The following is a 21,364-nucleotide window of genomic DNA, read 5'->3' as shown; positions in this document are numbered from 1 at the left end:
ATAATTGAACTTTTAACATAAAACTTCTTTTATTAAGCGATAGGTTATGCCAGTTTTTTGTAATAAATTAAAGTATAACTGCGCTGAATATATAATTTTTAGCTTTGACTTTATTTTTTATTTTGAATATAAGATAAAAGTGTGTTGAAAAAATAACATTATGAGAAAGGAATGGTGTAGAATGACTAGAAAAAATTATTACGTAGTAACTTACACACATGACGACTTGACTGGGTGGACTAAATATTTGCTAGCACATGTTCGTTACCTAAAACGGCAGGTGAAAAAGGGTAAAATCATTGTATCAGGGCCTAGTGATGGCGATCATAAACGTCAAGCAATTTTAATTTTCGCAGTTAAAAATAAACAGGAATTAATGGATCTCATTCACAAAGATCCATACTACCATCACGACTTAATTACTGAAATGACTATAACACCTTGGAAACCACAATTTGGTAGTTTAGAATGATAGCCAATATCTAAAAAATATATTTAAAGCAAAACCAGTGGCTTCTACTAATTAAAATAGTTACTGGTTTTTATTTCACAATTGTATACATAAAAATTTTTATAAAGAGTAATTTAAAAATGACAATATATTGATATAGCTATTGAAGATTATGAAAGAAACTGTCTCCTAGAAGTGAAGAAGCCAAAGGCCTCATGAAGCACTAGATAAAATATTAGGGGGAGACAACCTACATAAACTATAAACTAATTTCATTGTCAATTATGATTTACTTTTCCTTTTGGTGGCCATACAAAATATGATATACAAATGATTAAGTCAATGATAATGACAACTGTCCAGACATGAATAACCCCATCCATAGCTTCTGTACGATTTTTATCATTAATTAAATAAACAATCAAATGCAAAATACCTGTTCCAATAATGTAAGATAGTAAATGTTTCAACCAATTTTTAGCATAATTTTTAGCGTAAGCGAATCCTACGGGTTTGTAAGGTTTTGGTCCTTGTTTCATCACATAATATCTAAATCTATGATCTGCCCAATTTATCATACTTTTCCCAAAGACAAGAGATACTGAAATATAGACTGCAGCTATAGCGTGAGGGGTTTCAGCTGTTGCGCCATTCATGAGGTCTACAGTTGTTGTTATAAGAAGTATCAAATCTACTACAGGTGTAAGTGCTAGGAAGAATAAACCTAGTGTTTTTCGTTTTAAGATATATCTTGTTACTAACCCGAGTAATATAACTACCCAAAAGGCCACTTCACAAAAAATGATGAGCCATACTATAAAGTTCATGGGTAAGCCTCCTTTATTGCGTTAGTCTAGCTATTTCTTCATCTACAATTGATTGAATATCTTCGTTTGAAGTTTGGATTGGGTTGAGCAATTTATGCAAAGCCAAGCCGTCAATTAATGCGTGTAATTTCATGGAATTGAGGTGTATGTTTAAATTGTCTTTCAACAAATGATTATTCTTTAATAAAGTTAAAACACTAGTACATAATTGGTTTAGCCCATCGTCTAGTGTACTTTGGCCATATTCGTGAATATCGTAACGAAACGCCATCCAAACTTCCATATCAGCTAATCTTTCTTGATCTAATGGTAATACTGTTAGCAAGCTTTCTTTTGCTTTATCAATTGCGTCAAGGTTTTTGGACGTAAATATTGCTTCGATCCTCCCTCTTATTTTTAGTTCTACTGAAAACATTACAGCTTTTAGTAACTCTGAATGATTAGGAAAATAGTATCTAATCTGTCCAGGTGTCATATGAGCTAATTTTGCAATTTGTCTTACGGTAGATCCCTTGGCACCATTTTCTACAATTGAAGAAAAAGCATATTGAATTATTTGTTTTTTCTTTTCTTCGTGATTTATTATTTTTGGCATATTAAAAGTCTAACATATTTTAATACAACTGTGTTAAATAAAGTTATTCTATAATAGCAGATAAAGTGACAAGAAAAAACAACCTATTTATATGAAGAATTAGAATGTGTAAGAAAAAAAGAATACCCATCTTTATGCTCCCAATGCTAAGGCACCTCAAACACATTTAGTTTATTATCGAGTTACGAAATTGTTTGAAAAAGCAATTCTATCGGTAACTAGCCAAAGAAGTAGGTAATACACGTCAAACCATATATAGTTAAAAACAGTAGATGAACTAACATAGACGTATATCTATATAGGTGTTAATCTATTTAGTGTCTAGGAGGTATATTTCATGTCTTATAAAGAACTATCAATGATACTAAAAGTTTTATCGGATCCAAGCAGATTAGAAATACTAGATTTACTATCTTGTGGTGAGTTATGTGCTTGTGACTTGTTGGAATACTTTCAATTTTCTCAACCTACATTAAGTCATCATATGAAGTCATTAGTAGATAACGAGTTAGTTACTGCACGAAGAAATGGCAATAAAAACATGTATCAACTTAATCATGAATTTTTAGATTATATTAATCAAAACTTAAATATCATTAACACATCTAACCAACGCTGTGTATGTAAAAATATGAAATCAGGTGAGTGTTGATGATAACAATGTTAGCGATTTTAATTTTCTTATTAACTTTAATTTTTGTGATATGGCAACCTAAAGGTTTAGATATTGGTATTACAGCATTAATTGGGGCTGTCGTGGGTATCGTTACAGGCGTTGTTAGCTTTTCCGATGTACTAGAAGTAACAGGTATTGTTTGGAATGCTACCTTAACATTTGTAGCTGTTATTCTTATTTCATTAATATTAGATGAAATTGGTTTTTTTGAATGGTCTGCGATACATATGGTCAAGGCTTCAAACGGTAACGGCTTAAAAATGTTTGTTTTTATCATGCTATTAGGAGCAATTGTAGCGGCGTTTTTCGCCAATGATGGTGCAGCCTTAATCTTAACACCCATTGTATTGGCGATGGTAAGGGATCTAGGATTTAATAAAAAAGTGATTTTCCCTTTTATTATTGCCAGCGGTTTTATTGCCGACACCACGTCACTTCCCTTAATTGTAAGTAACTTAGTTAATATCGTTTCTGCCGATTACTTTGATATTGGATTCATTAAGTATTTTAGTCGAATGATTATTCCTAATATATGCTCTCTGATTGCTAGTATTCTCGTTTTATGGTTATATTTCAGAAAATCTATACCTAAAACGTTCGATACAGAAAATCTTTCAGATCCTAAAAATGCAATTAAAGATCCTAAATTATTTAAGATTTCTTGGATTGTATTAGCAATACTACTCATGGGTTATCTTGTTAGTGAGTTTATTCAAATCCCTGTATCAATCATTGCTGTTATTATTGCATTTATTTTTGTACTGTTAGCTCGTAAATCTAAAGCAGTTCATACAAAACAAGTGATAAAAGGCGCACCGTGGAATATCGTTCTTTTTTCTATTGGTATGTATTTAGTTGTATTTGGTTTGAAAAACGTAGGGATCACAACAATTTTAGCTGATGTATTATCCAATATTTCAAATCATGGATTATTTAGCAGTATCATGGGCATGGGCTTTATATCAGCTTTTTTATCATCTGTTATGAACAATATGCCTACAGTTTTAATAGATGCTATTGCTATTGGACAATCTCATGTAGTAGGAACTATTAAAGAAGGAATGGTTTATGCGAATGTCATCGGTTCAGATTTAGGACCGAAAATTACGCCAATTGGTTCTTTAGCAACTTTATTATGGCTACATGTGTTAACACAAAAAGGGGTGAAAATTTCATGGGGGACATACTTTAAAACTGGAATCATTATTACTATTCCAGTACTATTTGTAACACTCTTAGGTTTATACCTTACACTAATTATATTTTAAGAAAAGAGGATTTAATTATGGATAAGAAAACAATTTATTTTATATGTACTGGCAACTCGTGTCGAAGCCAAATGGCTGAGGGTTGGGGAAAGAAAATATTAGGTGAGGATTGGAATGTCTATTCTGCTGGTATTGAAACACATGGCGTTAATCCTAAAGCAGTGGAGGCTATGAAAGAAGTAGATATTGACATATCAAACCATACATCAGACTTGATTGATAGTGATATCTTAAAAAAATCAGATTTGGTCGTAACGTTATGTAGCGATGCGGACGATAATTGTCCTTCCTTACCATCAAACGTAAAAAAAGAACACTGGGGTTTTGATGATCCAGCAGGTAAAGAGTGGTCAGAATTCCAACGTGTTAGAGATGAGATTAAATTAGCAATTGAAAATTTTAAATTAAGCTAATCATAGATAAGGATTACCTTGCCATTTAACATACAATATTTGTACCATACAACTTTAAAACTGACATAATTGGCTTTTCCTGTATATTTAAGCTTCAAAACTTGTGACTGCAGTTAAATATGAAAAGTCAGATTGTAGAATACTTTTTTACACCTGGTCATGAAATGAATCTTTGTGGTCATGCAACAATTGCGATGCTTTATGCGTGAAAACAAAAGATTTACGCCAGATAAAACAAAGGTCACAATAGAAAAAAATGTATGTATTCTATCTATAAATATATATTTGTTTATAGATTAAAAAATTATATGACTATTTATCATATAACATCACCGTTTGTACTTTTCAAAGGTTCTAAAGAAGATTTAGCTCACTCAAAAGATATTAATAAAGAGAACTTCGATGATACTTTGCCTATTGTATACGGCACTACTGGCGTTTGGAAATGTCTTGCTCCAATAAAAAGGCTTGATGTTTTTAAAAATATAAAACTAGATAATAAAAACTTATTTTCTATGTTAAAAGAGAAACCTCTTCTAAACACTAAGAGGTTTCGAGAATAACAATATTATAATTTTTATACTTGAAATTTAAGTGTGTGATTATTTTTAGCAGGGTGCGTATCTTTAATTGTTTGATGACCTTTTCCAAATATATTTTCTCTAAGTGTTTGTCCTTCATAATTTGTTCTATATAATCCTCTACTTTGCAACACGGGTATGACTTCATCTATCAATTCTTCAAATGTACCAATACCATAAGCTTGTGTGATATTAAATCCTGCTGCACCAGCTTCAATAGACCATTTTTCAAATTGATCTGCTACTTGTTCTTTGGTCCCTATAAATTTAACAGCACCGTTACCAATTGCGTGATTTTTGATTGCTTCCCTAAAAGTCCATTTGTGGTTAGGATCTTTGGCATAATGATCAAGGTCAACTTGAATGGCATCTGTTTTCAAATCTTCTACATACGTATCGGGATCAATTGAAGATAAATCAATACCTGTGTGACCGCTTAGTAGTGTAGCAACGCCTTCATAACTTACATATTCTTTTAATTTTTCATGCTTTTCGTATGCTTCGCTTTCAGTATTTCCAATAATGGGTAATACCATTGGAAATACTCGAATATCGTCTTTATTTCTACCATATTCGCAAGCCCTTGTTTCCATTTCAGAAATATAACTTTTTAAATCTTCTAACGATCTATGTTTTGTAAATACTGCTTCAGCATGTTTAGCAGCAAATGCTTTTCCACGAGTAGACGCGCCAGCTTGGAAAAGGACTGGAGTTCTTTGTATAGAGGGTTCAACTAAATGCGGTGCTGAAATATCAAAGTATTCACCTAAATGATTTATTCTATGAACTTTACTAGGTTCCGAATAAGTATCTGAATAAGTATCTTTTACTACAGCACCCTCGTCCCAACTATCTTCCCACAATTTATATGAAACATTTAAAAATTCATCAGCACGTTTATAACGTTCCTCTTTAGATAATCGCTTTTTCAATCCTAAATTTTGAGCTTCTGTTTCTAGGTAAGATGTAACCACATTCCAACCAATACGGCCATTCGTTAAATGGTCTAAAGTTGATAACTGTCTAGCCAAACTATAAGGCTGGGAATACGTCGTAGATATCGTAGGAGTAAACCCAATATGATTTGTTACGGCTGCCATTGCTGAAATAACTGCAGTTGGCTCATGCGATGGCAACTGAACTGCATATTTTGCAGCAGTATCATATGAATTGTTATAAACACTATATGTGCCCAAAACATCTGCGATAAATATAGAATCGAATTTACCACGTTCTAGTGTTTGAGCAAGATCAATCCAATAATTCAAATCAATGTGATTCTCTCCTATATCCTTTTCGTGTTTCCATAATCCAGAAGAATAAGGAGAAGGTGAATTTTGTACAAACCCGTTAAAATGTATTTGTTTTTTTGACATATTAATGACCCCTTTGAATTTAAAATTAATAAATATATAAGTCTAAGTTGGTATCTTTATTTGTCATGAGGTTTATTGAAGTGTAAATTATTCGAATTTTCAAAAAAATTAATTGCGGTTTTTGTCTCCTTTTAATTCTTGTCGTATGACCTTTAAAAAAGACAATATCAACAAAATTATAATAAAGGAGAAAGGCAAGGCTGTAATAATCATTAAATTCTGAATCGATTGCATACCACCTGTATAAAACATAATAATCGCAAATAATGCCAATATGATGCCCCAACTAATTTTAACGATACCTGAGGGAGTAATAGATCCTTTACTCGTTAACATACTTAAAACATAAGTAGCAGAATCTGCAGATGTAATAAAAAAGATTGCTACTACAACAATCGTTAAAATACTTAAAATAAAGCCTAGAGGAAAATGGGCTAGTACACCAAATGTTGCTGTCTCTGTATCAAAACTTGATATTCTAGCAATATGATTTTCTTGTAAATATATTGCTGAAGCACCAAATACTGCAAAAAATATAAAACATATTAATGAAGGAACAAGTAACACACCTAAAATAAACTCTTTAATTGTACGTCCTCTTGAAATACGTGCGATAAATATACCTACAAATGGTGACCACGAAATCCACCATGCCCAGTAAAATATTGTCCAATTCTTCATCCAGGAAAATTGTTTGTCGCTTGAATTTGTTGTTAAATTCAAACTCATATTAATAAAATTTGATAAATAGTTGCCCAATGAATCAGTAAACATATTCAATATGTAGAGTGTTGGACCTACTATAAAGACGGCAATGAGTATGATGACTGCAAGTAACATATTGATATTACTTAAATATTTAATTCCTTTATTTATACCAGACCAAGCTGAAGTTGTGAAAATAATCGTCGCCACAATGATGATAATTGTTTGTATAAATAAATTGGAAGGAACATCGAATAAGAAATGTAGACCTTCGTTGATTTGAGCTGTACCAAAGCCGAGTGTTGCAGCAACACCTGTTACTGTTGCAATAACAGCTAATATATCACTTAGATTGCCTATCACTTTTTGTGAAATGCCGTCACCAAGTATAGGTTTTAACATTGCACTTACCAAACCAGAATACCCCTTATGGAAACTAAAATAAGCAAATATTAAAGCTACAATACAGTAAACACCCCAAGCATGTACACCCCAATGAAAAAATGAGTATTGCAGGGATGTTTTAATTGCTTCTTTTGATCCTTCTGGATGCTCTGGTGTTAAAACAAAAGCATCACTGATGGGTTCGGCAGTTGTCCAAAATACTAACCCCATGCCCATACCAGCACAAAATAACATGGAAAACCATGAAATTAGCGAAAATTCTGGTGCCTCTCCTTCTTTTCCTAACGTAATTGAACTGTAGTTTGAAAATAATAGGTATACGCATAAAATTAATAAAGAAACTACTAAAATCAAATAATACCAACTGAAATTCACGGCAATGAAATCGGTTATTGCTGTTGTTGTTATTTCAAATTGTTTATTGAATAAAGCGCCAAATACAATAAAGATAATGCAAAAACTAAGAGATGTTAAAAACACAAAATTGTACTTTAATTTCACGAGATCTCCCTTCATTTTTCAGAAATAAGAAGTGCAATCTAATTAAATCATATAATTCTGATTAGAATAATATTATTTAAAGAATATAACATTCGTAAAGATCTGTCAATTCACTTGATAAATTAGAATAAACTCACCTAATATATAAGGGAAATGGTAGCTAGTAAATGTGCTTTACAGCAAAGAGTGAGGAGTTTCTTAGTGCGGATTTGGCACCTATTTTTATTTACATTATCTAGATAAGTTTGATTTGTAAGATACAATTGTAGATAAATAATAATCAGAACTCACAATGATTTGTGAATCTAAAAAAGAGCTTGTGCTTAAAAGAAGGAACAAAATTTGGTTTGATTAAATTGAAGATAGTTAATTAAGATGCTTACAAAATTAATCAAGTTTACCTATAATATTTTTAATAAAGGGACGTAATAAACTTGGATTTTCATAAAAAGCCAAAAAAGAAAAGTAGAGAAGGTAATTTATTCTAAGAAGATTTAGCAAACGGATTATACATAAGCAGACAATCTATATCGACTGGGAAAACGAAAATGGATAATCAAATATTGAAAAACTATTGATCATAAGTGACATATTTAATGTTACAGTAGATGAACTTTTAAAAGGAGACGATTATTTGAAAAATAAATCATTCAAGACAGTAAAAAATTAAAATATCAAAAAATGGAAATGCTTCTTTGATATTTTAATAATTATAGTCACAAAAATCCCTTATTTATTGTTACTAAAATAACGGGAAATAAAATAAGTTCCTTATCTGGATTTATCATATATTTTTACAGAGCGCTATCTTTAATGATTATTGTTGCGATTGGTACAGTTATATTAAGTAAAAAATATAACTAGCTAGTGATAATTTTGCTGATTTTAAGTTTCTAATTTTAAAGGGCCAATTTTAATAGGCCCTTTTATACACTTATAAAACTTGTAACTGCTTCATAAAGCTAATACCATCAGAGGAGACCCAATAGTCTTTTATTTTTTCATGTTCTACATAAAAAATATCAGTACCCTCAAAACTTACTTTTGTACCTTCTTTTGCCTTGGCACCTTCCATCTTCCCATTATATATCCCCGTAAAACGCCACCTAGCTGCAATATAATCGTTATCTACAATAGGGTCGACAACTAAAGACATTTTATAATTTTTAAAAAAGTCTTTACTCGTATTTATTAATTCTTTAAGTGCCATTGGGCCTCTTATTTCTTTTGAATTTTTTTCATCAATTCTTTCTTGATGTATTGTACAATTCTCATGTGCAATTATATCTATGATATCAACGTCCTTATTCCATGCATCTATCCAAAGGTTATAAATTTTTTTATTATTCACAATTACCACTCCTTTAACTATTTACCGAAAGTGTAATATAACACCAGTGCGATATCAAATCCACTAATCCTTTTATTCATTTTGAAAATTATTTTTATATAGTATCAAAACAAGAAAAACTTGTTTTACTCGTTTCTAAAATCGATCCCCTTTAATAATTTAAATTATGGTTATCTATTTTCCACACCGCTTAATACCCTGTAATCATTATAGTTTATTTGACAAACAAACATTTTTAATGTAATTTTGCATTTAGTAATCGATTACTATAATGATTTTGAGGGGTGAAACATGATAAAAGGGCAATGCAATCATCAACAAATATTAAAATCACTGGCTAAAAGTGGGCATGGCAATAAAATATTGATTGCTGACGGTAATTATCCTATAATGACAAACGCTAATGAAGGTGCAGAAAAGATCTATTTAGGGTTCGCTCCTAACTTACCTTTGGTCACAGATGTGTTAAAATCTATATTAACTGTAATAAATATAGAAAAAATTGAAGTTATGGAGCCAGACGAAGGAAAAACGCCTGAAATTTTTAGTGAATTCAACAAAATAGCAGAAGATAAGTTACTCACGACTTATAGTCGTCAGCAATTTTATGAGATGGCAAATGAAGAGGATATTACTTTAGTTATCAATACTGGAGATACAAGGACTTATTCGAATATTATGCTGACAGTAGGTGTCGTTTCATAATTATTTTATTAACAGTTGAAATATTATTAAGCGGTGATTATTAATGAATCAAAAGAGTAAAGCACATAATGTAACAATGAAAGATATTGCATTGTATACGGGGTTTTCTACAGCAACAGTTTCAAGAGTTCTCAATAATAATTATCCAGTAAGTTCTGAAACGCGGGATCAAATATTAAATGCTTTTGAACAATTAAATTATGAGCCCAATTTAGTAGCTAAAAGTTTGCGATCACAAAAATCAAATTTAGTAGCTATTATTGTAGCAGATATTGAAAATCCATATTATATGACTATAGCAAAACAGATAGATAAATATCTATTTAATAAAGGCTATAATTTGATAACTTGCAGTACTGATGAGTCAATTGAAAAAGAAGAAGAAATTATTCGTATGTTACTAAGTAAAAATATTGATGCCATCGCCATATCTCCTTGCGATAGTAAAAAAACTAATTTAAAAGAGATACAAGAGAGAAATATTCCTATTATTTTAATTGATAGAAAAATGGATGAACATCAACAATTACCTTACATTGGTACTAATAACTTCAAAGAGTCTTATGAATTGACTAAAAAATTAATAGTCCAAGGACATGAAAAGCTCGGTATAGTAACTGGAAGTTTAAATACGAGTACTGGTATTGAACGTTTGAATGGCTTTAAATCAGCGCTCTCTGAAAGTCAATTGACTTTCCATGAAGAGTGGATGTTTAATGGTCAGTTCAAAGAAGTCACTACATTTGATATCATTGATAAACACTTGTATAACGATCTTGCATTACCAACTGGAATGGTTATTTGTAACAATGTTATGACTAAAGGTGTACTTAGCGTATTTGATAAGTACCAAATTAATATACCACAAGATGTTTCAATTGTTTCTTACGGGTCTTTAGCTAATAATAATTTATTTGAAATTAAGATTACTTCACTAGAACAAGATTTATTATCTATGGGAGAAGCAATAGCTATCAATATATTAAGTAAGTTAGAAAATCAATCTAAGGAACAAGTTGACATAAAACGTAGTGAAATCATTGAAGGAAATTCAATTAAGCGACTAAAAAAATATAGTAATTAAGAACTATATTTTTTTGATATTAATGTAAGCGATTACAAATGTTATAACTTTGTAGTAATCGATTACTAACGACAGATATAAATATTCCAAATAAACATAGTTAACTTTTGACTTAATAGTAATCGATTACTATAGGCATAAACAAAGGAGGAAATTTTATGAAATCCATTAAATTGCTAGAAGAGGTATTTAGTTCAGAAATAAATACGATTAATGATGTCAAAAATAGTATCAATAATAGTTACGAACAATGCGTCACTGAAATTTTAAATTGTAAGGGTCGGGTTATATTTCTTGGCGTTGGAAAATCAGGGCATATTGGTAAAAAAATAGCTGCAACTTTTGCTAGTACAGGCACACCATCATTTTTTGTTCATTCAACTGAAGCTATTCATGGTGATTTAGGCATGATATGTGAGGAAGATATTGTTTTTGCAATATCCAATAGTGGTGAAACGGAAGAAGTATTAAACGTTTTATCATCTATCAATTCTATTGGTGCAAAAATATTTGCTATCACAAAGTCTCAACGATCTACTTTAGGTAGGAATGCTTCTATTGTGATAGAAATACCAATAAAAAAAGAAGCAGATAAGTATAATTTAGCTCCAACAAATAGCTCAACAGCTACTTTAGTTATAGGAGATGCAATTGCATTAACGGTCTCACAAATGAAGGGTTTTTCAAAACAATCTTTTGGAAAATATCACCCGGGTGGCGCCTTAGGCAGAGAATTACAAGAAGATGGAATTATTAAATAAGAGGTGGGTCTAATAATGAAAAAAATATTAGTAATAGGAAGCTTAATGACAGATTTTGTGTTTAGAACCTCAAAAATGCCAAACACGGGCGAAACTTTTATTGGAGAACAATACGAAAAATATACTGGAGGTAAAGGTGCAAATCAAGCTGTAGCAGCTGCAAGACTTGGTGGAGAAGTAAGCATGATAGGAAAGTTAGGAAATGATGAATTTGGAAAAGAGCATATTGAGAGTTTAAAAAAAGAAAGAATAGCACATCAATCCGTGTTGTTTGATGATATATCTAGAACAGGAGTAGGTAATGTAACGATTGATAATGATGGTAATAATAAAATAATTGTTGTCCCAGGGGCAAACCTAGCATTAAAGACCATAGATATTATGAATAACGAAAAATTAATTAGAGATGCGGATATTATTGTACTTCAGTTAGAAGTACCAATGGATGTTGTCTATCAATGTATAGATATAGCTTATGATTATAATAAAACCATTATAGTAAATCCCGCACCTGCTCAAGATTTTGATCAGAGTATAGCAAAAAAAGTTGATTATTTTATACCAAACGAAGTTGAAAGTGGTTTGTTGACTGGTAAGACGATTAATAATATCGAAGATGCAAAGGAAGCAGCCGATATTTTGATAAGCGCTGGTTATAAAAATGTCATTATAACGCTAGGGGGTGATGGGGCAATTTTTGTGAATAAAAACCAATTCAAATACTTTAACTCAATTAAAGTTAGTCCTATAGATACAACAGCTGCAGGAGATTCTTTTATAGGCACTTTAGCATATGGCTTATCTAAGAGCTGGAATATTGACCAAACTATTGAATCAGCGATTAAAGCATCTGGATGTACAGTAACAAAGTTAGGGTCTCAGCCTTCATTACCTACATGGAAAGACATTGAAAATTTAAAAGAAATTGTAAAATAATTAGGGGTGTTTTAAATGTCGAAAGGTACAATTGAAACAAAGCGTGATGGGTTTTTAAATAAAACGCCAGTACTGCAATATATTTTAGTAACTTTGCTATTTCCACTATGGGGAGCAGCTGCTAGTTTAAACGATGTGTTAATAGCTCAATTTAAAACGATATTTGATTTGAGTAATTTCGCTTCAGCGTTTGTTCAAAGTGCATTTTATGGAGGGTACTTTATATTTGCCTTACCTGCTGCTTTACTAGTTAAAAAAACAAGCTATCGTTTGACGATTGTAACTGGATTGCTTATGTATATTATAGGGTGTGCATTATTTTTCCCAGCGTCTCACATGGCAACGTATGGTATGTTTTTAGCAGCTTTATTTATCATAGCTATTGGCTTAAGCTGTTTAGAAACATCTGCAAATACTTATAGTTTATTATTAGGACGTAAAGAAAAAGCTACACAAAGAATTAATTTAAGTCAGACTTTTTATCCGATTGGGGCAATGATTGGGGCGATCCTTGGTAAATATTTTATCTTTACTAATGGGGACAGTCTAAAAAAACAAATGTCAGTCATGAATAGTAAGGAAGCCACGCAATTTGGGCTTGAAATGTTACAACGTACAATGACGCCGTATATCATTTTAATCGTTGTATTAGTAGTTGTAATGGTACTCTTCGTAGTAATTAAATTTCCTGAATGTAAACCTGAAGAAGGAGAATCTAATAATAATGTTGATTTTAAGGAAGCAATTAAGCATTTATTAAAAAATAAAGGCTTTAGAAAAGGGGTACTAACGCAATTCATTTACATGGGTTTGCAAACAACAGTATGGTCATTTACTTTAAGATTAGCGCTTGATGTAAATCCCCACATCAATGAAAGGTTAGCTACTAATTTTGTGATATTTAGCTTTATTGCATTTTTCATAGGTAGATTTATAGCTACTTCATTGTTATCAAAATTTGATGCAAATAGGATACTAATGATCTATTCTATTACAGGGGTCATCGTTTTATTATATGCTTCTCTTGTGCCTAATACTTCGGCTGTTTACGCAGCTGTTTTTGTAAGTGTTTTATTCGGGCCTTGTTGGCCAACTATTTACGGTAAAACTATAGAAAAAGTTACTAACTCCAAATACATTGAATTTGCCGGGGCCATTCTTATCATGTCAATCATTGGTGGAGCTGTAATGCCAGCAATTCAAGGTTTAGCAGCTGATATATTTGGTTCTATGCAATTATCATTTATAGTGCCAATGTTGTGTTTTGCGTATATTACATTTTATTTTTATAGCGAAAAATCATATAATATTAAATATAAAGGCTAAAAGTATTGCATTCGTTATCGTTGATATTGTATTACTTGCTATAAGTAATATGAAACTGATGAATCAATTAACATAAATACTAACACTAAACTTATTAAAGATTATAATCGCCTTGCCATAATAAAAGACACCTAAGCTTTTAGGTGTCTTAGCTATTTCAAAATATAGTTTTATACCATTCGCTTAGTAATCTCTTTTTTGATAATGATTAGAGCTTGGTTATATTTTGAAGTAGTATTTGCGTGAGCGTTTAATATTAATAAATCAATTAAATCATCATTACTTGTTTGACTCACTTCTTCTTTGAACTGATCAATATTTTCTATTAAAATTTTTTGATTTGGTTGCTTTTTGTCGATAATATAATATTGATCTGCCCCCAATCCACCCTCTTCAATCATTTTAGATATTCCACTAGAACGCGTTTCATTTGTTTTGTGTATTTCTAATTCTTTTTTATTAGTTTTACCCATTAGTATCCCCCCACATTTCTAATACACTTATAATGTAATAATACTCTTGTAGATTAGCAATGACTCTGCTCACTTAAAAAGTAAAACTAATATTCCAATTTCAATGATTTATATGGTTATTAAATGATTTTAAATATTTAATGTTTCGGATAGTTGGGCAAAAAATATTAAAACTAATGCAATAGAACTAGCGATGAGTATTGCTCTAATAAATATATTACTGAAATTAATAAAAATTAGTGACAAAAGCTGTTGTATGGCCATAAATGCTAAGCGTCCTGAGGTACATCTATATTTAACTCCTTTATCTTATGTTAAATACTTTATTAGCAATTAAATAACGTCAAAATACGTCATGCTGATTGCGGAAAAGAATTTTACAATCAATCCATCGAAGCCGTAATATCGACCTTGGGACAAAATGATTATTAAGCTTAAAAGGATACCCTTATGACAACACGATAGCAGAAGCGACAATTAAAGCTGTCAAAACGAGTTTATTTATCAAAATTGTTATAGAACATGAGAAGAACTTGACTTATAACTATCAAGTTACAGTAATTGGTTCAATCATCATAGTACTTTCTTCAATTCCTTTTCCATACGAATATTGTTTTCCTACATGTTGGTGAAACCTATTACTTTGTTTTTAGTTTCTACTGATACGCTACTTTTTTATAGAAAAAACACCTCCGAATAAATTCATTTTTATATGAATTCAACGAAAGTGTCTTTATATTACTCACACTAATTGGGGTCAATTCATTAAAGAGGGAGCTATTTCTATATGCTTTATTATAAGAAAAGATGATTTTTAGGTCTTTTAATTGGCTGGATTTTTAAGTATGTTCCGCAACGCCATAACCATTCTAAAGGACCAAATAAAAAATAATGCATCCATATAAAAGAAAAGATGATTTGGAATACAATAACGGTTCCATATAATAAAAGCATGCCGTAAACATGAACTGTATAATTTGAAAATATTGGTGTTAAGACAACGACACCTATAATTGTTTGACCTAAATAATTTGTAAATGCCATTTTACCATACGGTATAAACAAAGATAATACTTTTTGAAATGGGCGAAATTGATATATTAGTATAATAGATAAAATATAAAATATACCAATAATCGGACCACTGTTTTGATTAAATGTGTGCAACATATTTTGGTTTTCGATAAATATTGCAATAATCCATAAAATCATTGTTATTATTAAAAATATGAGCCAGTATATTTTTAATTTAGGCAATAAAGCTCGTTTCGTAAAAATCCCTAGATAATATAAAGCTTGTCCTAATAACATATGACCTAATGTTGAAAACATAACCATCAATAATACAAAGGAATTAATCAAGTTAGGAATATAAATACCTCTTATTTCTATAAACTTAATTAATACAGGTAAAAAGTTACCTAATGCAATTAATAAAATACCACAACCTAACTTTATTTTAGTAGGCACTCTATGGAAGAGTAGTAAAATTATACCCATGACGGCGTATAATTTAAGTATATCTCCATCCCATAACAAAGAACTGAGTGCACCCACAATAAAGAGAAGTATCATTCGGCGGATATGGATCCAAATAGTTAATTTCTTTTTTTGCAAATTGTTTATGAAAATAGAGGTGCTAACACCAAACAAAAAAGCAAATATAAAATGGAACTTATTTAAGCTGAACATTTCTATATAATTAATCATTTTATTGTCAAAAGCGTTAATTTTTATACTTTTTATGCCAGAGGGTTCGAAATAGTGAATATTAATTAATAGAATACCTATAATTGCTATACCACGTATAACATCAATGATATTAATCCTTGATAATGAAGCCGTGCCTTTTTTTGCACTCATTTAATTCCTCTTTTCTTTTAATTTAAAGCACATTATACAAGGAGTAATAGCCAATGAAAATCGATTTTTCCTTACAATTTTGTCACTTTAAAGATTAACTCTATCTTAAAAATTTAATTGTATATAACAAGCTATTTGAGGAGATTCATATTTAAAGCGTATAGAAGAATGCTAATTTATCTATGCAGACTGTGTAGTAATAATTGTACTCGAATTTAAAAACAGTATTGTGCATATGCTTTTTAGCAAGTATATAAAAACGATTATAGCGAGCTTTTATATGAATGCTATATTATACATAGTAAATGTGCCTTACAGCAGAGGATCTGAGAAGAGTTAAGTTAACATCACACTTTGGATTACTCTTATAAAGAAGGACTTTCTGAACCAAACTATTTAATCAATTTAAACTGGAAACATTATTTATAACATTAGATAAATCTGATTGTTGCCATGCCATTGTCACTACTAAAAAATACTGAAAACCATGATTATGCGCAATATATATTTAATAGTTTTAAAGGTATATCATAAAAGTATCTTGAAATTGAAATGAGATGATATTTAATTTTTAATTTATTAAATCCGCTTATGATTTACTTAATAGAGTAATAGTGTCTACAAGAGGAAGTATGGTGGACATTGATATTTCAGTACAAAAACTTATGATATAATTAAACTATAAAACTAATAAAAACAATGCGTTTTACATTACTAGAGACACATTGATTACATATGAATACACAAATAGAGTAGTTGTAAAAGTATTAGCAATTAAATTCTCTAAAGTTTGTAATAACTAGTAACTTTAAATAACTAACGAGTTAAGCCGTAATAGTAATATAATGACATAGTTTATATTCTTTCTAATAACATTGTAAGGTTAGTATTTAAAATTCGACTTGAAGAGGTATTATAATTCAATTTATGTTAGTTTGAACTGTTAAAACGTTTGAAATTGTTAATTAAGCATATAAAAAGGAGTGAGTGATAGCAATGGTAAATAAAAAAGATTACAAAGATGCAATGAACATGCTAAAAGCAACAAGTCGTACATTTTATATTCCTATTACTTTTTTGGAAAAGGATTTAAAGGATGCAGTCGCTTCAGCATATTTAATATTACGTGCAGTTGATGAGATTGAAGATCATCCAGATATAAGTAATGACGTGAAATATACGGTGTTATTGCAAATAAGTGAATTATTTAAACAGCCATTTGATGAAAATGCGTATGCATCTATCATTGCACCAATAAAAGATATTCTACCAGATGTATCAATTCGTTTAGGTGATTGGATTAAAGTGTGTCCTGAAGCGGCATTACCTGCCGTAATGGAGCATTCTAGTGAAACTGCTTATGGTATGTCTAAATGGTCTAAATTAAATTGGGAGATTCATACACGTGAAGATTTAGATGAATATACATACTATGTTGCAGGTTTGGTAGGTGTTATGTTGTCTGATTTGTGGAGCATTTTTGGTAATGAACAAACAGACAGAGATTTAGCGATTGGTTATGGTCGTGGTTTACAAGCTGTAAATATATTACGAAATGAACAAGAAGATTTAGATGAACGTAAAGTAAGCTTTGTACCTGATGATTGGACACGTGATGATTTATTTAAATATGCAGAAGAAAATTTAGCAAAAGCTGATGAATACATTAAAGCAGTCAAGAAGAGAAGTATTAAGATGTTTTGTCGTTTACCTTTAGTATTGGCACATAAAACATTAAAGGCTATGAAATCTGGTCGTGAAAAAGTATCTCGCGATGAGGTAGAGCAATCTGTAAAAGAAGTCCAAGACGAAGCATAAATTGAATATAAGATAAGACTAACCAAATGTTAATAGCATTTGGTTTTTTCTTTTTATAGCTATTTAAAATGTTTTTATAGTTATAGATATAGTGCTAAGGGGTAAATATATAATTCGCTGTTTGAAATATGAAATTAATTACAGGGGGGATAATTATGAATAAACAACAGTTACAACAACAAATCGAACAAGTTTATCTCGATATATTGATTGCACTGAATATAGATAAAGTAGACACATATTTTGCGCCGGAATATGTGCAAGTAACAGATCATATAACAACAAATATAGATGAATTTAAAGCACATTTAGAAAAACTGAAAGCTGTAGTAAAAAGTTTAACAATTGAAACTTTTAAAGATATGTTGATAGATGAAGAAAAACAAACTGTATTTTTAAGATATGATGTCATTGTTGAGAAAAAGGACAATAATATAGGCAACGTTGAGGTTTATGCAGTATTTACATTCAATGATGAAGGTAAGGTAATAAGTTGTAACGAGCTCACTAAAGAATATGACGAACAAGTAAAAGGATTAGGTAGTATTTAATAAAAAAGAAGTAAGATGGTGCTATGAAAATAACTAATATTAGGTTACTCACAGACAATTTTGAAAATATGTTCGATTCTTACCATGATATTTTAAAGGCGCCGTGTGTTTTTGGTGATAGACAGGGCAATTATGAAGATTTTAATTTTGATGGTGTTTACTTGTCGCTGTTCGATCAATAGTTGATGGCAGATGCACTAGAGCTTGATGACCAGTTTGGGAATAAACAATATAATACACAAATGATAATTATTGAAGCGGATAATCCTGAAAAATTATATAACGCATTAAAAAATAATGTTAATGTGCTAGATGAACCAACAGTACGACAGTTATGGGGCATTAAATGCTTCCACGTGACCAATCCAGACGATAATATTATTGAATTTTATGAGGGATTATAAGTTAATTTGTGAATTATCAAATGGGGGTGTAATGATTGATTCAAGGTTTAAATCATATTTGTTTTTCAGTAAGTAATCTACAAGCATCGATACATTTTTATCAAGATATACTAAAAGGGGAATTACTTTTAAGTGGCAGAACTACTGCGTATTTCAACATAGGTAGTCTATGGATTGCTTTAAATGAAGAACCAGATATACCGAGAAAGGATATTCAATATTCATATACACATACAGCTTTCTCAGTGGACGAAGCAGATTTTGATGAATGGTGTAATTGGTTAGAGAATAATAATGTCACTATTTTAAATGGAAGAGATAGAGATGTGAGAGATAAACGGTCTATCTATTTTTTAGATCCTGATGGTCATAATTTGGAATTACATACAGGAACTTTAGAAGATCGTATGAACTATTACAAAGAAGCTAAACCACATATGAGTTTTTATAAATAATAAGGGTGATTAGATGAGTGTCGTTACAAGATTATTTAATAATGATGACCTACAACAAATAGACAATTTTCTTATTTTATATGAACAGTTAGGCTACCCGACTACTAAAGAAGAGTTGCTTGGACGTTTAGAAAAATTAAATAAACACGACGATTATTACATGTTGCTGCTAATCAATGGAAAAGGTGACATTATTGGGTTTAGTGGCATGTGTCACATGATGAATTTGGAAAAGCCAGGTCATTATTTGCGTATTTTAGCTTTTGTCATAAATAGCGCTTATCGTGGACAAGGTAATGGTACGTTATTACTAAAACAATCAGAACAATTAGCTGTTAAGTTGAATTGTGATGCAGTAGCGTTAAACAGTGGTAATCGTCAAGAACGTGTAAATGCACATAATTTTTACCAATATAATGGTTTTGGTAAGAAATCATCAGGATTTGTTAAAGATTTATAACTAAATAACAGTGTATCAGATAACTGATTTAATGAACTTATACTAAGTTATTCCAAAATCAGTTATCTTTTTTGATTTTTAACTGCTATATTTAAAAAATAGACTGACTTACCACTATTATTGTCAAAAAATGAATTATAAATGAAAAATAGTGAATTCATTTTCTCGGAAATTTCATCTATTGTGCAACGCTTAATAAACGCCGTCACTACGCAACATATAGCTGTATAAAATATTATTGTTTTTGGTTAATAAGTTAATTTAAATTATATTTTTTCATGTTTTAAGTTGAAACTTTGTAATTATTGTGTAATATTGTAATCAGAAAGTAATATTTTGTAATAAACGAAAGGGGAGATTCATTATGAATAAGACAACAAAAACGATTGTAGCAACTACAGTAGCTTTTGGTACATTATTTGGAGTAGGAACTGCCTCTGGAGTATCAGCACAAAATAACATAGCACACGCAGCGACAACGCCACATTATACTTATCATGGATATGCTGGCAATGATCCAAGTTTCTTATTAAACAAGCAATTTATAGATGGCATTAAACATAACAATGTAACGTTTAATGGTGTGAAAATTACCGAGGACCAAGGGAGTGGCATACTTAATAAATATGATCAAAATTTTACAGGTATAGGTAAAGATCATAAAAGTGCAAATTCAGTTAGTTTTAAAGTTAAAGGTACATTAACTGTGCAACAATTGAAAAATGCATATGGTTCTAGTTTAGGTGAAGTAAAAACACCAGAAAAAACAGCCGATATATATGTTTATCAACCTTCTCAAAATGGAGAAGCTGTTATGTTCCAAACTGATGGCAATAATATAAATAGCGTTTCTATTGGTTACGGTGTAGGCGCAGGCGGCTAATATATTACCTTTTAAGGGATAGTTTTCATACATTAAAGTAAGAGTTACAAGATAAAGCTAAGCATTCACTATGTTTTTATAGTGAGTGCTTTTTTAGTTGTAAACGGTAAAGTAAGTGAAGCAACAATCGGTTACGTTGTTGGTGTATAACAGCACTACAATATTAAATATTTTAAAAACCACACTCTCAATCTCTGAGTGTGGTTTCTTTATGCCGATAACATTTAAAAATTAAGGAATATTTAAGATTAGGTTATCATCCCAAAATTGTGAATCTTGCTCGATATCTCCGACACTTTCAAGATTTCTAGTATTATTAGCGTCTGTAATGGCTCCACGCATATCGTTGCCTTGAAAACTTCCTATAAGTATTAAAACTAAGTATCCACAGCATAAAATTAAAATTGTCCCAAGATAAATGCCTACTGCCAATTTAACAGGTTTACTCATGACTACCTCCCTAACTTAACTCTTGATATTTTGATTCAAATAAAAA

25 protein-coding genes are annotated in these 21,364 nt (G+C 30.6%); 17 read left to right on the top strand and 8 right to left on the bottom strand.

What is annotated here, in order from left to right:
- Window positions 1–181: 181 nt before the first annotated feature.
- Window positions 182–472, top strand: a complete 291-nt coding sequence (locus ISP02_RS11500) for a YciI family protein (RefSeq protein ID WP_195721678.1) — start codon at window positions 182–184, stop codon at window positions 470–472.
- Window positions 473–729: 257 nt separating this feature from the next.
- Here the strand turns inward: ISP02_RS11500 and ISP02_RS11495 are convergent, their stop codons facing one another.
- Complete coding sequence (locus ISP02_RS11495; RefSeq protein WP_195721677.1) at window positions 730–1,278, bottom strand: hypothetical protein; 549 nt, start codon at window positions 1,276–1,278, stop codon at window positions 730–732.
- Between the two features lie 13 nt (window positions 1,279–1,291).
- Window positions 1,292–1,873, bottom strand: a complete 582-nt coding sequence (locus tag ISP02_RS11490) for a TetR/AcrR family transcriptional regulator (RefSeq protein WP_195721676.1) — start codon at window positions 1,871–1,873, stop codon at window positions 1,292–1,294.
- Between the two features lie 337 nt (window positions 1,874–2,210).
- Here ISP02_RS11490 and ISP02_RS11485 point away from each other — a divergent pair, with 337 nt between their 5' ends.
- From ISP02_RS11485 to ISP02_RS11465, 5 genes are all read left to right on the top strand, one after another.
- On the top strand, window positions 2,211–2,525 hold the full coding sequence (locus ISP02_RS11485; protein ID WP_195721675.1) for an ArsR/SmtB family transcription factor: 315 nt from the start codon (window positions 2,211–2,213) through the stop codon (window positions 2,523–2,525).
- Window positions 2,525–3,817: an arsenite efflux transporter membrane subunit ArsB gene (arsB, locus tag ISP02_RS11480; protein ID WP_195721674.1), complete on the top strand. Its 1,293-nt coding sequence runs from the start codon at window positions 2,525–2,527 to the stop codon at window positions 3,815–3,817. Before ISP02_RS11485 ends, arsB begins: the two co-directional genes overlap by 1 nt.
- A gap of 17 nt (window positions 3,818–3,834) precedes the next feature.
- Complete coding sequence (arsC, locus tag ISP02_RS11475; RefSeq protein ID WP_195721673.1) at window positions 3,835–4,230, top strand: arsenate reductase (thioredoxin); 396 nt, start codon at window positions 3,835–3,837, stop codon at window positions 4,228–4,230.
- 119 nt (window positions 4,231–4,349) lie between these two features.
- Window positions 4,350–4,439: a PhzF family phenazine biosynthesis protein gene (locus ISP02_RS13285; protein ID WP_195721672.1), complete on the top strand. Its 90-nt coding sequence runs from the start codon at window positions 4,350–4,352 to the stop codon at window positions 4,437–4,439.
- Between the two features lie 99 nt (window positions 4,440–4,538).
- Window positions 4,539–4,793, top strand: a complete 255-nt coding sequence (locus ISP02_RS11465) for a hypothetical protein (protein WP_195721671.1) — start codon at window positions 4,539–4,541, stop codon at window positions 4,791–4,793.
- Window positions 4,794–4,807: 14 nt separating this feature from the next.
- On the opposite strand, the gene ISP02_RS11460 is transcribed toward ISP02_RS11465, so the two are convergent.
- The 3 genes from ISP02_RS11460 to ISP02_RS11450 form a co-directional block, all read right to left on the bottom strand.
- Complete coding sequence (locus tag ISP02_RS11460; RefSeq protein WP_195721670.1) at window positions 4,808–6,187, bottom strand: LLM class flavin-dependent oxidoreductase; 1,380 nt, start codon at window positions 6,185–6,187, stop codon at window positions 4,808–4,810.
- Window positions 6,188–6,295: 108 nt separating this feature from the next.
- A complete protein-coding gene (locus ISP02_RS11455) occupies window positions 6,296–7,798 on the bottom strand; it encodes a BCCT family transporter (RefSeq protein WP_408020136.1) in 1,503 nt (500 codons plus the stop codon).
- Window positions 7,799–8,732: 934 nt separating this feature from the next.
- Window positions 8,733–9,149, bottom strand: a complete 417-nt coding sequence (locus tag ISP02_RS11450; protein WP_195721668.1) for an ester cyclase — start codon at window positions 9,147–9,149, stop codon at window positions 8,733–8,735.
- Window positions 9,150–9,440: 291 nt separating this feature from the next.
- Between ISP02_RS11450 and ISP02_RS11445 the strand changes: the two genes are divergently transcribed.
- The 5 genes from ISP02_RS11445 to fucP all read left to right on the top strand — a co-directional run bounded on the left by ISP02_RS11445 (window position 9,441) and on the right by fucP (window position 13,961).
- Window positions 9,441–9,854: an RbsD/FucU family protein gene (locus ISP02_RS11445; RefSeq protein ID WP_195721667.1), complete on the top strand. Its 414-nt coding sequence runs from the start codon at window positions 9,441–9,443 to the stop codon at window positions 9,852–9,854.
- A 43-nt stretch (window positions 9,855–9,897) separates the two neighbouring features.
- The gene (locus ISP02_RS11440) at window positions 9,898–10,938 is read left to right on the top strand and encodes a LacI family DNA-binding transcriptional regulator (protein WP_195721666.1); all 1,041 of its coding nucleotides are present in this window, start codon (window positions 9,898–9,900) and stop codon (window positions 10,936–10,938) included.
- A 158-nt stretch (window positions 10,939–11,096) separates the two neighbouring features.
- A complete protein-coding gene (locus tag ISP02_RS11435; RefSeq protein WP_195721665.1) occupies window positions 11,097–11,699 on the top strand; it encodes a KpsF/GutQ family sugar-phosphate isomerase in 603 nt (200 codons plus the stop codon).
- Between the two features lie 15 nt (window positions 11,700–11,714).
- Complete coding sequence (gene rbsK / locus ISP02_RS11430; RefSeq protein WP_195721664.1) at window positions 11,715–12,635, top strand: ribokinase; 921 nt, start codon at window positions 11,715–11,717, stop codon at window positions 12,633–12,635.
- Window positions 12,636–12,650: 15 nt separating this feature from the next.
- Window positions 12,651–13,961, top strand: coding sequence for an L-fucose:H+ symporter permease (gene fucP / locus ISP02_RS11425; protein ID WP_195721663.1), 1,311 nt, complete (start codon window positions 12,651–12,653; stop codon window positions 13,959–13,961).
- Between the two features lie 170 nt (window positions 13,962–14,131).
- Here fucP and ISP02_RS11420 read toward each other — a convergent pair whose 3' ends face one another.
- Together ISP02_RS11420 and ISP02_RS11415 are read right to left on the bottom strand one after the other, a co-directional pair.
- Window positions 14,132–14,434 carry a hypothetical protein gene (locus ISP02_RS11420; protein ID WP_195721662.1) on the bottom strand — a complete coding sequence of 101 codons (303 nt, stop codon included), beginning with the start codon at window positions 14,432–14,434 and terminating at the stop codon, window positions 14,132–14,134.
- Between the two features lie 795 nt (window positions 14,435–15,229).
- Window positions 15,230–16,297 carry a DUF418 domain-containing protein gene (locus ISP02_RS11415; protein ID WP_195721661.1) on the bottom strand — a complete coding sequence of 356 codons (1,068 nt, stop codon included), beginning with the start codon at window positions 16,295–16,297 and terminating at the stop codon, window positions 15,230–15,232.
- 996 nt (window positions 16,298–17,293) lie between these two features.
- Here ISP02_RS11415 and ISP02_RS11410 point away from each other — a divergent pair.
- The 6 genes from ISP02_RS11410 to isaB all read left to right on the top strand — a co-directional run bounded on the left by ISP02_RS11410 (window position 17,294) and on the right by isaB (window position 20,868).
- Complete coding sequence (locus ISP02_RS11410) at window positions 17,294–18,115, top strand: squalene/phytoene synthase family protein (protein WP_195721660.1); 822 nt, start codon at window positions 17,294–17,296, stop codon at window positions 18,113–18,115.
- A 155-nt stretch (window positions 18,116–18,270) separates the two neighbouring features.
- Window positions 18,271–18,666 carry a nuclear transport factor 2 family protein gene (locus tag ISP02_RS11405; RefSeq protein WP_195721659.1) on the top strand — a complete coding sequence of 132 codons (396 nt, stop codon included), beginning with the start codon at window positions 18,271–18,273 and terminating at the stop codon, window positions 18,664–18,666.
- 185 nt (window positions 18,667–18,851) lie between these two features.
- Window positions 18,852–19,070, top strand: a complete 219-nt coding sequence (locus tag ISP02_RS11400) for a VOC family protein (protein WP_195721658.1) — start codon at window positions 18,852–18,854, stop codon at window positions 19,068–19,070.
- A gap of 35 nt (window positions 19,071–19,105) precedes the next feature.
- A complete protein-coding gene (gene fosB, locus ISP02_RS11395; RefSeq protein WP_195721657.1) occupies window positions 19,106–19,525 on the top strand; it encodes a FosB/FosD family fosfomycin resistance bacillithiol transferase in 420 nt (139 codons plus the stop codon).
- A 13-nt stretch (window positions 19,526–19,538) separates the two neighbouring features.
- Entirely contained in the window at window positions 19,539–19,985 is a 447-nt protein-coding gene (locus tag ISP02_RS11390) for a GNAT family N-acetyltransferase (protein ID WP_195721656.1), read from the top strand.
- A 364-nt stretch (window positions 19,986–20,349) separates the two neighbouring features.
- Complete coding sequence (gene isaB / locus ISP02_RS11385; protein WP_195721655.1) at window positions 20,350–20,868, top strand: immunodominant staphylococcal antigen IsaB family protein; 519 nt, start codon at window positions 20,350–20,352, stop codon at window positions 20,866–20,868.
- 231 nt (window positions 20,869–21,099) lie between these two features.
- Here isaB and ISP02_RS11380 read toward each other — a convergent pair whose 3' ends face one another.
- Window positions 21,100–21,318 carry a hypothetical protein gene (locus ISP02_RS11380; RefSeq protein WP_195721654.1) on the bottom strand — a complete coding sequence of 73 codons (219 nt, stop codon included), beginning with the start codon at window positions 21,316–21,318 and terminating at the stop codon, window positions 21,100–21,102.
- Window positions 21,319–21,364 lie beyond the last annotated feature (46 nt).

Origin of the sequence: Staphylococcus durrellii, from assembly GCF_015594545.1 — a bacterium.
GTDB classification, from domain to species: domain Bacteria; phylum Bacillota; class Bacilli; order Staphylococcales; family Staphylococcaceae; genus Staphylococcus; species Staphylococcus durrellii.
The sequence above is the reverse complement of the archived record's forward strand: the minus strand, read 5'-3'. Positions and strand labels throughout refer to the sequence as shown.

Coding starts and splice junctions, on each gene's coding strand:
- ISP02_RS11500 (WP_195721678.1), top strand. CDS start 182: ATGACTAGAAAAAATTATTACGTAGTAACTTACACACATGACGACTTG.
- ISP02_RS11495 (WP_195721677.1), bottom strand. CDS start 1,278: ATGAACTTTATAGTATGGCTCATCATTTTTTGTGAAGTGGCCTTTTGG.
- ISP02_RS11490 (WP_195721676.1), bottom strand. CDS start 1,873: ATGCCAAAAATAATAAATCACGAAGAAAAGAAAAAACAAATAATTCAA.
- ISP02_RS11485 (WP_195721675.1), top strand. CDS start 2,211: ATGTCTTATAAAGAACTATCAATGATACTAAAAGTTTTATCGGATCCA.
- arsB (WP_195721674.1), top strand. CDS start 2,525: ATGATAACAATGTTAGCGATTTTAATTTTCTTATTAACTTTAATTTTT.
- arsC (WP_195721673.1), top strand. CDS start 3,835: ATGGATAAGAAAACAATTTATTTTATATGTACTGGCAACTCGTGTCGA.
- ISP02_RS13285 (WP_195721672.1), top strand. CDS start 4,350: ATGAAAAGTCAGATTGTAGAATACTTTTTTACACCTGGTCATGAAATG.
- ISP02_RS11465 (WP_195721671.1), top strand. CDS start 4,539: ATGACTATTTATCATATAACATCACCGTTTGTACTTTTCAAAGGTTCT.
- ISP02_RS11460 (WP_195721670.1), bottom strand. CDS start 6,187: ATGTCAAAAAAACAAATACATTTTAACGGGTTTGTACAAAATTCACCT.
- ISP02_RS11445 (WP_195721667.1), top strand. CDS start 9,441: ATGATAAAAGGGCAATGCAATCATCAACAAATATTAAAATCACTGGCT.
- ISP02_RS11440 (WP_195721666.1), top strand. CDS start 9,898: ATGAATCAAAAGAGTAAAGCACATAATGTAACAATGAAAGATATTGCA.
- ISP02_RS11435 (WP_195721665.1), top strand. CDS start 11,097: ATGAAATCCATTAAATTGCTAGAAGAGGTATTTAGTTCAGAAATAAAT.
- rbsK (WP_195721664.1), top strand. CDS start 11,715: ATGAAAAAAATATTAGTAATAGGAAGCTTAATGACAGATTTTGTGTTT.
- fucP (WP_195721663.1), top strand. CDS start 12,651: ATGTCGAAAGGTACAATTGAAACAAAGCGTGATGGGTTTTTAAATAAA.
- ISP02_RS11420 (WP_195721662.1), bottom strand. CDS start 14,434: ATGGGTAAAACTAATAAAAAAGAATTAGAAATACACAAAACAAATGAA.
- ISP02_RS11415 (WP_195721661.1), bottom strand. CDS start 16,297: ATGAGTGCAAAAAAAGGCACGGCTTCATTATCAAGGATTAATATCATT.
- ISP02_RS11410 (WP_195721660.1), top strand. CDS start 17,294: ATGGTAAATAAAAAAGATTACAAAGATGCAATGAACATGCTAAAAGCA.
- ISP02_RS11405 (WP_195721659.1), top strand. CDS start 18,271: ATGAATAAACAACAGTTACAACAACAAATCGAACAAGTTTATCTCGAT.
- ISP02_RS11400 (WP_195721658.1), top strand. CDS start 18,852: ATGGCAGATGCACTAGAGCTTGATGACCAGTTTGGGAATAAACAATAT.
- ISP02_RS11390 (WP_195721656.1), top strand. CDS start 19,539: ATGAGTGTCGTTACAAGATTATTTAATAATGATGACCTACAACAAATA.
- isaB (WP_195721655.1), top strand. CDS start 20,350: ATGAATAAGACAACAAAAACGATTGTAGCAACTACAGTAGCTTTTGGT.
- ISP02_RS11380 (WP_195721654.1), bottom strand. CDS start 21,318: ATGAGTAAACCTGTTAAATTGGCAGTAGGCATTTATCTTGGGACAATT.